This is a genomic window from Paenibacillus roseus, assembly GCF_016424485.1.
Taxonomy (GTDB): domain Bacteria; phylum Bacillota; class Bacilli; order Paenibacillales; family Paenibacillaceae; genus Paenibacillus_D; species Paenibacillus_D roseus.
In genome coordinates, this window is the sequence record NZ_JAELUP010000117.1 from 260,071 (window position 1) to 272,544 (window position 12,474).

The window sequence follows — 12,474 nt, forward strand, 5'->3', positions numbered from 1 at the left end:
CTGTTGCAGATCATATACAATAGGTTTTAGAAATGGGGGAAGCATCAATGATTTTCATCAATTACATTGTCATGTGTCTGATTTTCGGGACTACTTTTTTGGCAATTAAAATAGGGGTGGACACGGGAGCGCCGCCATTCTTCTCGGCAGGCATCCGCTTTTTCCTGGCGGGGGCTATCCTGTTATTGTGGTCGGTATGGAGGGGAAAAGCGAGACTGTCCCTGCTGCTTCGCAAAGAAATGGTGCTGACGGGAGCCGCCCTGACCTTCGGTGTATTCGCAGCCTTGTACTGGGCCGAGCAGTATATCAGCTCGGGTGTTGCAGCAGTGTTGTCCGCTACAGGACCGCTGATGATTATACTGCTTCAAAATCGCGCATCTGGACAAAAGCTCCCTGTCAGCACCTGGGCAGGGTGTCTGGTCGGAACAATCGGCGTCATTCTTCTGGTTGTTCCGGGTGTTACAATCTCATTCAGTATCATGTGGATTGTGGCCAGTCTGGTCTTGCTGGCAGGGGAGTTCTGTTATTCCGCAGGGACCGTCTATTCGCAGCGTGTCATTCGTCGGTTCGAGGATACCTCTCCGATTGCGCTTAATGCAGCCCAGATGTTATATGGCGGGGTTATGCTGCTTCTGCTGTCACTGTTCACAGAGAGCGTGACCCCAGCGTCCATACTGGAGCCGAAGTCCCTGCTGTCTCTGATTTACTTGACTACTGCCGGTTCCATGGTCGCACATACGATTTTTTATTGGCTTGTGTCGAAGACGAATCCTGTATTCCCGTCAACCTGGCTCTATGTCTCGCCGCTGATTGCGCTGGTACTCGGCGCATTGCTTTATCATGAGCCTGTGTCTTTATTATCTGCAATAGGAGGAATTACGGTTATGCTCGGAATCGTACTGGTAAATCTGAAGTCGCTCAAACAATTGAGAGGCACTAACCCAGTCCGTTCTTCAACACAATGAATAAAACCGGGACCACTAGCGACGGGATCAGGTTCATCATCTTGAAGCTGCGGATGCCCAGAATGCTGATCCCTGAGCCGAGTATCAAAATGCCGCCAACAATAGAAATTTCGGTAAGCAGCTCCGGCGTCAGAAATCCGGCTACCGAGCCTGCCAGCAGATACAAAAGCCCCTGCCAGCAAAACAGCACTGCAGCGGAAAAAATAATGCCAATTCCAAATGTCGATGCCAGTACAATAGAAGTAACACCGTCCAAAATTGCATTCGTATACAGGTATGTATGATTGCCATTCAACGCACTCTCAATCGGCCCGATGATGGAGAGTGTGCCGATGCAAAATAACAATATGGCGGTCGACAGTCCCTCCGCCAGGTTTCCTTGGGAAAAGCGGGATACAACTTGCTGGAACCGGCTCTCCAAATCCAGCTTCTGGCCGATTAATGCTCCGATCGCCAGGCTTGCTATGAACAGGACCGGGTAATTGCTGTCCGGCATATATTTAACGATGGAATAGATGCCGAGCGCAGTCACAGCCAGTCCCATGGCCTGCATCAGTATTTCCTGATACGACTCTTTCATCCCTTTCTTGAACAAGCTTCCGGCAACACTACCGGCAATGATAGCTGCAACGTTGACGATCGTTCCAATCATGGGGACGGCTCTCCTCTTCTGTCTATTATTTGATCCACTCCGAATCTACTCCTGCTCCCTCAACTCCGGTATCAACCGGGCGGTGCTTGTCGCAAAGTACGGCGTGCCTCTCCCCCCACTCACATACGCTATCCAGCAACTGCTTCAAGCTCCAGCCGTATTCCGTAAGCTCATATTCAACTTTAAGCGGAATCTGATTATAGAAGGTCCGGCTGATAATTCCATCGCATTCAAGCTCCCTCAACTGCTTGGTCAGCATTTTTTGCGTAATGTTCGGGGTCAGCTTTTTTAATTGGCTAGTGCGCTTTTTTCCAGTAGTCAGGTGGTAGAGAATGATGCTTTTCCACTTCCCCCCGATCACCTCCAGCGTTACTTCGACTCCGGTTTTTCTATAGAACTCTTTGTGATCCATGCCCTCCATCTCCTTTCAACCGCGAATCAAGCAAGTTAACATGTAAAGGGGCAGTCCAAGATCCCAAGGATACTCGATGATCCTATAGAACATTGATGTGCCCATAGATCATGAAAGTGCCTACTGTTGCTTTTGAGCTATAGCTCTTATAATAACATTCAACCGCGGGTTTTGTAATGATTAGGAAAATTTCATATAAAGACGGAGGGATTGGCATTGAAGGTACTTGTAGTCGCTTCACATCCAAGACAAAATTCTCTTACATTAAGTATAGCCAGGAAAGTGACAGACGGGCTGGTGGAAGCTGGACATGAATTTGAGTTTGCCGATTTGTATACGGAGCAATTCAATCCGCTCCTGTACCCACCGGACGAGCCGGACTGGGCAAATCCTAGAAAAACCTATTCGCCGGAAGTGCAGCGCGAGATCCAGCGAATTCAGACTTCGGATGCGATTGTGTTTGTCTTCCCGGTCTGGTGGTACGGCTTGCCGGCAATGTTAAAAGGGTATATAGATCGTGTGTGGAATTACGGATTTGCATACGGGGATGCCAAGATTCCCATATCCAAAGTGAAATGGATCGGTCTCGTTGGGGAGACAAAAGAGCAATTTGCAAAACGGGAATGTGATGTGCTGCTTAATACACTGTTGAACAGTTATATTGCAAGCTTTTGCGGTGTGGAAGATTCAACGGTTCATCTGCTGTACAATACCGTACCTGATTTTGGCGGCAATGAAGAGCAAGCCAAAGCACATTACGACGCCTTCCTGAGCGAAGCGCGCCGCATTGGCCTGGAGTTTGAAGCTTGACGGGGGGCTTTAATGCCCCTCCCCTTCGTACCAGGGGTTAAGATGTACCATTACTTCTCCAACATCGGCGTGCTTCTCCATAATCGTTTGCTTGATCGTTCTGGCAATGTCATGCCCGGTCTGGATGCTGAACTGTCCCGGTATTCCGACTCTGACATCCACAATTATATAGTGACCGTGGTCTCTTGCACGAACCCTGTCGATCCGTTTAACCTCAGGGACAGATCGTACAAGCTGGATGAGTTCATTGAGTTTTTCCTCGCCGACGGTTTTCTCCATTAATACATCCGCAGACCCTCTTCCCATATGGATAGCGAGCTTGAGGACAAAATAAGCGACTACAATCCCCGCTACCGGATCGCCGTAAGACAGGATGCCGATTTGATAATGATCCCCGATCATTGCAAGTCCGATACCAATAACAGCCGCTATGGAGGCATACACATCTGCCAAATGATCGTAAGCAGTTGCGATCAGCCCGTTGCTTCTAAGCCTTTTTCCAATCGACATGGTATACCGGTACAGAAGGTGTTTGACGATTAGCGAAAATGATGCCGCCGAAAGCGCAATCACTGTTGTTTCCTGCGGAGGCTCGAACAGCACCATGACCGAGTGATAAGCCATATATATAGCTGCAAGACCCAATATGATCGCTACAATTCCCGCTCCGACAACCTCAGCCTTCCCATGTCCATACGGATGATCCTGATCCGGTGGCTGCTTGGAAATCCGCATGGAGCTTAGCGCAGTCCCCGTTGCTACAACATCCCCCGCATTGTGGACGCCATCTGCAACAAGCACCGGACTGTTGAACATAAGCCCGACCACCAGTTTAATTGCGGTGAGGATAATATTGCTTATAAAGCTTAACCAAATGGCGAATGTGGATTGTTTATGATCCTGATTCATGCAGTGCCTCCATGTGAAAGGTTCTTCCGGTTGCTGTTGTCATGCGCTTTCCAAGCGCTACCTCGCTTGACAATCCTCCAAATTAAAGAAAGTGATCGCCATGCGGGCCATTTCTTCCGGAGTTTCCATACAGCCGCGAACGACCCATTTTCTTAGCATATTCCACAGACCGCCGGCCACCATAATTCGCATATACTCCTTCTCCAGCTCATTAACGATAACCTGTTCCCCGAACCAGGGCTCCATTGCCTGCAGATACCGAATATACTGATCGTTTATTAATGAGAACATCTGGTTTTCGACCGCCATTTTCAAAAAGAACTTATGCTTCTCCCAGTAGGTAAAATAGGCCAGCGGTATCTCGCAGGACTCCAACTGATGGGCCTGTACATCCTCATTAAATTCTTCATACATCCAATCCATAATGGCTATAAGAACAGACTCCTTGCATGTAAAATGCCGATAAAAGGTCTTCCTGACCAGGTCGGCTCTCTGACAAATCTCCGTCACTGTGATCTGGTGATAGGGCTTTTCTTTCAAAATTTCGAGCATCGCTTCGCACAGCCATCGCTTCGACTGTTCTGCACGCGGATGAGCGCGAGTCAGCATGTCACACATCACCTCTACTGTGTAAGTTCTGTCCATTTTATTGACCGTCTATCCTATCCATTACTATAATTGATTTTTAAAGGGTCATACAAATTTTGCATACTGGCAAACATAAAGTGAGGTGAAACTGTCTCGAGTAACTGGGATGCGAGCAGGAATTATTTTCTGAACAGTTGATAGAGCCGTCACACAGCAAGCGTTATTCATGAATGATGAATCATAAACGAAGGGATGGATCGGAATGGTGCAAAATCATGAAAAAGCAATTGTAGTTGGAGCTGGAATGGCAGGGTTAGTGACCGCCAGGGTACTGTCGGATTATTTCAAACAGATTATAATCGTGGAGAGAGATACTTTCCCGGATGAGCCCGTTGACCGGACGGGTGTGCCGCAATCCTTTCATCCGCATCGGATGCTACCGCGCGGCCAAATCATCCTGGAACAGTTTTTTCCCGGTTTTATAGATGATATGTTGGATAAAGGAGCTCAGCCCGCCCATTTGGAACAGACTGTTCTGGTGAACCGGCATGGATCGATTGCGGCTCAGTCGCCAGACAAAAGCGCTTCGAGCAGCCGAGCTTTGCTGGAGTGGGTCATTCGGAAGCGTGTGCAGCAAATTCAGAATATCCACATCATTTCGGATACAGAAGTAACCGGATTGACAACCTCTGATGACAGGCAGACAATAACGGGCGTCAAGACGAAAGACCGCAGCGGACCGCGGACCGAAGACACGTTGACAGCTGATCTGGTGGTTGATACTGCAGGCCGTTCCTCCAAGGCAAGCCGCTGGCTCGAAGCGTTGGGGTATGCGATTCCGACAACTGAGCGGCTGAAGGTCTCGCTTGGCTACAGCACACGTTATTATCATATTCCTGAACACATGCAGCAGGAATGGAAGTCGATCATGTCCGATGCTAATCCCGAGAAGGGGACCAGCACTTCCCTGCTTATGAGAATTGAAGACAACATTGTCATGGCGCTTCTATTCAGTGCAGGGGGCAACCATTACCCTTCAACGGACCCGGAGCAATTTCTTGAAGAAATGAAAGAGGTTCAGGCAAAGGGCCTGGATGAACTTCTGCAGAAATTGGAGCCGCTTCAGGGGCCGCGCGGATACCGGATTCAGGAATCTGTGCGCAATCATTTTGAGCAAATGGAAAAATGGCCTTCGGGCTTGCTCGTGCTCGGGGATGCGTTATGCTCGTTTGATCCCATTTATGGTCAGGGCATGACCGTAGCGGCGATAGAAGCTGAAACGGTGGGTGCTTGTCTGAAAGAGCAGCAAAGCAACCCTCATCCTGATTTCGAACGCCGTGTGTTTCAAAGGATTCAAAAAGCGATCGCACCCGCCTGGTGGCTAAGCTCGATTTCGGATTTACGTTGGGATGGGGTTGAGCATAGCGATGCAGATGTTCTGCAAGGTGCCGCTTTCGCACAGAAATATATTGATTTATATACCAAGAAGGCTACAAAGCTTGCTGTCGAGCACAATGACAAGTCCATGCACGGCGCCGTATTCATGATGAACGGATTGATCCTCCCGCCGCGGGAGTTCTTTAATGCGCATATCCTGGCAATGCTCTTGAATGATGGCGGATCGCCAGAGGAACTGGAACTGCGGGCAGAGTTGGGTGAAGTAGAGCCTGAAGGGTATCAAGCCCGGATTGACGAGCTGATTCCTTCCTTCGATGACGCCTATGATGAACGAGTTCTTGGCATTTTGGCAGCGATAAAGCAGCAAGCCGGCGCTAAGTCCTAAGCTTCGAATAAGTATAAATAGGCTGTCCAGATAGTCAATGAAAACTGACTACTGGACGCCTTTTTTTTGTTAAATGTTAAAAATAGACACAAAAAAACCGTCTTTTCTTGAACGGAGTTACCGCACAACCCATTCGGGAAAGGACGATTTTCTTGCGCAATCTGCCGACTACTATTGAACAGTATACTATGCAGCCTTAAAATGATGTTGGGGGTCATCCTCTAAAGTAAATACCTTCCGCTACTCTACAACTCCCTCCAATATTCCGGTATTGGTTGGGGTTATCGACACCAAATCCAAGCCGCCTGCCTCTTTCGACGCCCCCTTCTGCTGGTAGAAAGCAACATCGGATGGTCGGCAGTATACATAGTGATCGGGGAAAATCTGGTGGAGGGAGCCTGATGCTTCCTCATGATGATGATAAATGATCCGGCGCCGGTTCTTCTCCAAATCCGGATCAGGGTATGGAATACAGGACAACAGGCTTTCGGTATACGGATGCAGCGGGGAATGATAAATTTTCCTGGCATCCCCCAGCTCTACGATTTTGCCGCGATACATTACGGCGATCCGGTCGCTGATATATTTGACCATCGACAGGTCATGGGCAATAAACAGCAGCGTCAGCCGCTTCTCCTGCTGCAGCTTTTTCAGCAGATTCACGATTTGGGCCTGAATGGATACATCCAGCGCCGAGATCGGTTCGTCGCAAATAATCAGGCGAGGCTGAACGGACAAGGCGCGCGCAATACCGACCCGCTGCCGCTGACCTCCCGAAAGTTCATGCGGATAACGGTTCGCATGATCCGGATTTAGCCCAACTGTTTCCAGAAGTTCCGCCACTTGGCGATTGCGGTTCTTGGCACCCTTAGCCAGCTTATGGACGTCAATACCCTCCCCCAAAATATCCTTGATTTTGTTGCGCGGATTTAGCGAAGCATACGGGTCCTGATAAATCATCTGCACGTCGCGGCGGAACTGGAGCCAGTTCTTCTTGCCGCGCAAGCCCGATAAGTTAACGCCGTCAAAAAAAATGCTGCCAGCAGCTGGTTTATATAGCTGGATAATCGTTCGGCCAGTTGTTGATTTGCCGCAGCCGGACTCGCCGACAAGCCCAAAAGTTTCGCCCTCGTACACGCTAAAGCTGATATTATCAACTGCCTTGACGATGCCCGTGCCTGATTTGAACGTTTGGGTCAGACCTTCCACTCTCAATAAGTCGGATATATTCGTTGTCATAGCAATCCCTCTTTTGCAGTCAGACCTGTTTGCCGCTGACGATAATATTGCCGACGGGCCGCAATCGCCTCCGGCACAATAACCGATGGAGCGCGGTCATCGAGCAGCCAGGTAGCTGCGTAATGCGTCGGCGAAACCTGGAACAGCGGCGGCTCATAATGGGCATCCACCTGCAAAGCATATTCATTTCTCGTTGCGAAAAGGTCGCCAGGCGCCGGGGATAGCAAATCCGGCGGGCTTCCCGGAATCGCGTACAATTCGCCGTCTTTGTCGTCCAGCGTCGGCATCGAGCGCAGCAGCCCCCAGGTGTAAGGATGTTGCGGGTTATAAAAGATTTCTTCGACCTTGCCGATTTCGACGATTCTGCCCCCATACATAACCGCTACCCGGTCAGCGACATTCGCGACAACGCCAAGGTCATGCGTAATAAATATGATCGAGGTCGTATGCCGCAGTTCCTTCAGCAGTTCAAGAATTTGCGCTTGAATCGTAACGTCCAGCGCGGTGGTCGGCTCATCGGCGATCAGTATTTCAGGCCCGCAGGCAAGCGCAATAGCCGTTACGATACGCTGCCGCTGGCCGCCTGAAAACTGATGCGGATAATCATTCAGCCGCTTCGTGCTGCTTGGAATGCCTACCAGCTCCAGCAGTTCCTGCGCCTGCCGCCTTGCAGCCGTTCTGCTGAATTTCTGATGCAGGCGCAGCGGCTCAGCTACCTGCTTGCCGATCGTCATCGTCGGGTTGAGCGCCGTCATTGGATTCTGAAAAATCATCGAAATTTCTTTGCCCCGGATACGCTGCATCTCCTTATCGCTTTTGGCCAAGAGATTGCTGCCGCGGAACAAAATCTCGCCCTGCTCTATAGTCGCATTTTTGGACAGCAGCCCCATCACGCTTCGGCAGGTGACCGATTTGCCCGAGCCGGATTCTCCGACAAGGGCTAGCGTTTCGCCTTTCTCCAGAGTCAGCGAGACGCCGCGCACCGCATTGACGGTTCCGGCAAAGGTCTGGAAGGATACATTTAAGTTGCGTATATCCAATAGCGATTCACTCATAGAACCTCTCCTCCTAGTTTTTCATCTTCGGGTCAAACGCGTCCCGCAGTCCGTCCGCCAGCAGATTAAAGGAAATCATAATGAGGCAGAGCACAGCAGCCGGCAGCCACATCAGATGCGGCAAAAAGCGGAACGTCTTGTACCCCTCGTTCAGCAGTGTGCCGAGCGATGCGTCGGGAGCGCGCATGCCAATCCCGATGAAGCTTAGAAAGGCCTCAAAAAAGATCGCGCTAGGAATCGTAAACATCGTCTGGATAATGATAATGCCGCTTAAGTTCGGAATCAGGTGCTTGATCGCAATATTCCAGGAAGACACGCCCAGTGTGCGCGCCGCCAAAATATATTCTTGCTCCTTCAGCTTAAGCGTCTGCGCCCGCACAACCCTGGCCATCGTGAGCCAGCCTGTAAGCGCCAGCGCCACCACAATCGAGACAATGCCGGGCTTAAAGATCAGCAGCATCAGAATGACAACGACCAGCGTCGGAACTCCAGCAATAATCTCCAGTATGCGCTGCATAAAGATATCCGTCTTGCCGCCCTTCCAGCCCGATATGAGACCGTAGGCAATGCCGATCAGCAAATCGAATAAAGCAGCCAGTACGGCAATTAGCAGCGATACGCGCGTACCCGCCAAAATCCGCGACAGCAAATCGCGGCCAAACGCATCTGTGCCAAAATAGTAATAGACGCCTTCCGGCACCTGTGCTTGCTCATATTTATTGACCCATTTATCCGCTACTTTCGCATATCCGTTCCACCCATTGATATCCATGCCAGGGATGAGCGGCGGCAAATTGGCATGCGGCACATGCTGGAGATTCGGATCACGCGGCGTAAACCAGATGGAAGCCACAGCGATAAACACAATGACGATTAGAATGTAAAGGGAAATGACTGCCGCCTTGTTTTTCTTCAGCCTCCGCCATCCGTCCTGATAGAACGAAATGGAAGGGCGAGCCGTACGCTCTTGCTTCGCGAGCAGGTTGCTGTCCGCAGGCTCGAAATAAGCGTCAGGAATATGCAGCACGCTGCGTTTCGCTTCGCTCATTGCTTTGCACCTGCCAATCTGATTCGCGGATCAATCAAGCCGTACAAAATATCCACGATCAAAATAATGACGACGAGCAGCACCGAATACAGCAAAGTTACGCTCATAATGGTCGCATAGTCATTCGTAACGATTGACTTGACAAACTGTTCCCCGATACCCGGAATGGCAAAAATGTTTTCGACAACGAGAGAGCCGGTCATGAGGCCTACGGTCATCGGTCCGATAATTGTGATGAGCGGGATTAGCGCATTCCGAAGACCATGCACAAATGCAATGCGCACCTTGCTTTGCCCCTTTGCCTTAGCCAGTTCGGCATAATCGCTGTTCAGCACCTCAATCATTTCCGTACGAATAAATCGGGCTGCATCGGCCATTGGCGCTATGGCAAGCGCTAAGGTCGGCAATATCGTTGATCGGAAGCCGTCATCCCATAATGCAATCGGCAGCCACTTCAAGCTGACCGCAAACACGAGCTGCAGCAGAACAGCAAATATGAAGTTAGGAATGGAGCGTCCGATAATCGCTGACAAAGAGGCGAACGTATCGATGAAGCTGTTTTGGTACATCGCAGATATGGTTCCGAGTATAATGCCAGCGACCGTTCCCAGCAGCATCGCCTGGAGCCCAAGCTGGATGGACGGTCCGATCCGGCTGGACAACAGCTTGCTGACCGGCTGGTTGCCAAACTGCAAGGAGATGCCGAGATCCCCCTTTGCGAGCCCAGACAGATAGATCAAATACCGCTCGCCTGCCGGCTTATCCAAACCGTATTTTTCATTCATCATCTGCCGCTGGACAGGAGTAAGCTTCTCCTCATTCTGGTAGGGGCTTCCCGGCAAAAAGTTCATTAAGAGAAACGTAATCGTGCTGATTAAAAATAACGTTGCCAGCATAAAGGCTAAACGCTTGAGGATAAATTTGAAAAAAGTCATGGGAGTCATCTCCTTGCTTGTACGAGCATCATGAAGCGGATGAAACCAGAAAAGGCAAAGCCTATTCCAAGAACAGACTTTACCTTTCTCTGGCGAGGATTATGACTTGGCAGAGTCCTACTCAATATAGGCGCGGGTAATTTCAAGCGGCGTGCCCAGATTATGCGTCACAACGCCTTTTACCTTGGACTTAATCAAATAATTGGAAGCTCCCTGATAGAGCGGAATGACAACAGCCTTGCTAAGCGCAAGCTTCTGCGCCTCCTGCAGGTCCTTCCAGCGCTGCTGCGGATTCACGGAATCCTCCGTTTTGATTTTGGTAATAAGCGCATCATAGGTTTCGTCCTTATACTTGGCATGATTATGCTCATACGTCGAGTAGAACAGGTTCAAATAGCTTACCGGATCGAAGTCGCCGGTCCAGCCGCCAAGCGCAAGATCAAATTTGTATGACATCATTTTTTCAAATCGCACCTTGGTCGGCACGTTGCTGACTTCAATTTTCAAGCCTGGCAAGTTTGTCTCGAATTGGCTTTGCAAGTATTGGCTCGTCTTTTTAGCCGCATCGTGGTCGCTCGTAATCAGCTCAAACGTAATTTTATCTGTGCCAAGCTCCTGCTTGGCCAGTTCCCACAGACGCTTGCCTTCCTCCACATCGGTTTTGGCCAGTACGCCCGCTTCATCCGCAAAGTCTGTACCGTTATCCGGATTGACCGCAATGCCCTTCGGTACAATGCCGGTCAGCGGCAGGGAGCCGTCAATCAATACGTTTTTCACCAGTTCTTCCCGGTTAACGACAAGAGACAGCGCCTTGCGCAAATTCTCGTTTTGCAGGAACTTGTTCGAGCTGATGCCGAGCTCCACGTTGGAAGCGGACAGCGCCGAAACAGTGACATATTCCGGATTGTTAATGTATTGGCTAATATATTCGCCGGACAGCTCGGCTACATCAACCGCTCCGGATTCATACAAATTGATGCCTGTGCCGACTTCTTTAACGACCTGAATGTTGATTTTGTCCAGTTTGATGTTGTCTTTATCCCAGTAATGTTCATTTTTCGTAAAGCTCCAGGTCAAGCCGGTACCATCCCAGTTCGTCAGATTAAACGGACCGTTGCCAAGTGTGTTCTCGCTGGACGATCCATAGGCATCGCCCTTCTCGGTAACAAACTTCTCGTTCTGAGGGAACAGATTGACCGAAGTCAGCGAGGAGGTAAAGTATGTATCCGGGTATTCCAGCGTCACCTTCAGCTCGGTGTCGCTTACCGCTTCAATGCCCAGCGTATCAAGCGCAGCCTTGCCTTCGTTAATTGCTTGGGCATTTTTGATGTTATAGTACGTGCTCGCCTGCTGCGCTGCCGTATTCGGGTCAAATAGCCGCTTCCAAGCGTATACAAAATCTTTCGCCGTCAGCGGTTCGCCATTCGACCATTTCAGCCCGCTGCGCAGTTGGATAGTATAGGTCAAGCCGTCTTCACTGATAACCGGATCGCCAGTTGCCAGCACAGGCACGGTTTTGTTATCGCCGTCAATTTTGTAAAGACCTTCAGCAAAAATTTCAATTTGGGAGGAACTCACTCTATCATATGATTTCACAGAATCGGCAGTCGGCACTTCCGCTGCGATAATCCAGTTTAATTCCTGCGACACTGGAGCTGGGGCAGCCGGTTCTTGCGTGGACGCTTTCGGCTTTTCCGCGGCAGCTGGCTGTTCGGACTGGCTCTTCGAATTGGACGAGCATCCTGCCAGCACAAACGCCAGAATTAAGACTGATAGCATACCAGACTTTAACTTGTTACTCATACATCATCATCCTTTGCAAATTTGTTTGAGAGCGATAATCATGGTGCACACATATGACCGCTCTTAAACCGATCTAGCATACTATTCATATAGAAATAATCGGTATAACATCTAATATTCCATATTTGGGTCTGATTTGTCAATTGCTATTTTATGAAATAGACCCTATTTTGTCGGATTGGGTTTGGTAACGTTCCGCTCAAAATCCTCTTTCACCTTGTGCAGTGCATCATGGCGTGACTGGTTTCAACATATAACTGTTTGGCAGCATCGAT

The 12,474-nt window shown here is 49.8% G+C and carries 12 protein-coding genes; 3 read left to right on the forward strand and 9 right to left on the reverse strand.

The genetic code is table 11. From position 1 onward, the window contains the following. Positions 1-47 precede the first annotated feature (47 nt). Positions 48-965, forward strand: coding sequence for a DMT family transporter (locus JFN88_RS24140; RefSeq protein WP_199021896.1), 918 nt, complete (start codon positions 48-50; stop codon positions 963-965). Here JFN88_RS24140 and JFN88_RS24145 read toward each other — a convergent pair. Both JFN88_RS24145 and JFN88_RS24150 read right to left on the reverse strand, forming a co-directional pair. Next, complete coding sequence (locus JFN88_RS24145) at positions 937-1,617, reverse strand: DUF554 domain-containing protein (protein WP_199021897.1); 681 nt, start codon at positions 1,615-1,617, stop codon at positions 937-939. The two genes, JFN88_RS24140 and JFN88_RS24145, sit on opposite strands and share 29 nt — an antisense overlap. A 25-nt stretch (positions 1,618-1,642) precedes the next feature. Next, entirely contained in the window at positions 1,643-2,029 is a 387-nt protein-coding gene (locus tag JFN88_RS24150) for a winged helix-turn-helix transcriptional regulator (protein ID WP_199021898.1), read from the reverse strand. 216 nt (positions 2,030-2,245) lie between these two features. Here JFN88_RS24150 and JFN88_RS24155 point away from each other — a divergent pair, with 216 nt between their 5' ends. Further along, the gene (locus tag JFN88_RS24155; RefSeq protein ID WP_199021899.1) at positions 2,246-2,839 is read left to right on the forward strand and encodes an NAD(P)H oxidoreductase; all 594 of its coding nucleotides are present in this window, start codon (positions 2,246-2,248) and stop codon (positions 2,837-2,839) included. A gap of 9 nt (positions 2,840-2,848) precedes the next feature. Here JFN88_RS24155 and JFN88_RS24160 read toward each other — a convergent pair whose 3' ends face one another. Both JFN88_RS24160 and JFN88_RS24165 read right to left on the reverse strand, forming a co-directional pair. Continuing rightward, the gene (locus JFN88_RS24160; RefSeq protein ID WP_199021900.1) at positions 2,849-3,748 is read right to left on the reverse strand and encodes a cation diffusion facilitator family transporter; all 900 of its coding nucleotides are present in this window, start codon (positions 3,746-3,748) and stop codon (positions 2,849-2,851) included. A gap of 57 nt (positions 3,749-3,805) precedes the next feature. Then, complete coding sequence (locus JFN88_RS24165; protein ID WP_199021901.1) at positions 3,806-4,393, reverse strand: TetR/AcrR family transcriptional regulator; 588 nt, start codon at positions 4,391-4,393, stop codon at positions 3,806-3,808. Between the two features lie 205 nt (positions 4,394-4,598). Between JFN88_RS24165 and JFN88_RS24170 the strand changes: the two genes are divergently transcribed. Continuing rightward, positions 4,599-6,119: an FAD-dependent oxidoreductase gene (locus tag JFN88_RS24170; protein WP_199021902.1), complete on the forward strand. Its 1,521-nt coding sequence runs from the start codon at positions 4,599-4,601 to the stop codon at positions 6,117-6,119. 240 nt (positions 6,120-6,359) lie between these two features. On the opposite strand, the gene JFN88_RS24175 is transcribed toward JFN88_RS24170, so the two are convergent. The 5 genes from JFN88_RS24175 to JFN88_RS24195 all read right to left on the reverse strand — a co-directional run bounded on the left by JFN88_RS24175 (position 6,360) and on the right by JFN88_RS24195 (position 12,199). Continuing rightward, on the reverse strand, positions 6,360-7,358 hold the full coding sequence (locus JFN88_RS24175) for an ABC transporter ATP-binding protein (RefSeq protein WP_199021903.1): 999 nt from the start codon (positions 7,356-7,358) through the stop codon (positions 6,360-6,362). Beyond that, positions 7,355-8,413: an ABC transporter ATP-binding protein gene (locus JFN88_RS24180; protein ID WP_199021904.1), complete on the reverse strand. Its 1,059-nt coding sequence runs from the start codon at positions 8,411-8,413 to the stop codon at positions 7,355-7,357. Before JFN88_RS24180 ends, JFN88_RS24175 begins: the two co-directional genes overlap by 4 nt. 13 nt (positions 8,414-8,426) lie before the next feature. Further along, the gene (gene opp3C, locus JFN88_RS24185; RefSeq protein ID WP_199021905.1) at positions 8,427-9,461 is read right to left on the reverse strand and encodes an oligopeptide ABC transporter permease; all 1,035 of its coding nucleotides are present in this window, start codon (positions 9,459-9,461) and stop codon (positions 8,427-8,429) included. Next, on the reverse strand, positions 9,458-10,396 hold the full coding sequence (gene opp3b / locus JFN88_RS24190; RefSeq protein WP_233168389.1) for an oligopeptide ABC transporter permease: 939 nt from the start codon (positions 10,394-10,396) through the stop codon (positions 9,458-9,460). Before opp3b ends, opp3C begins: the two co-directional genes overlap by 4 nt. 117 nt (positions 10,397-10,513) lie before the next feature. Beyond that, on the reverse strand, positions 10,514-12,199 hold the full coding sequence (locus JFN88_RS24195; RefSeq protein ID WP_199021906.1) for an ABC transporter substrate-binding protein: 1,686 nt from the start codon (positions 12,197-12,199) through the stop codon (positions 10,514-10,516). Positions 12,200-12,474: the final 275 nt, after the last annotated feature.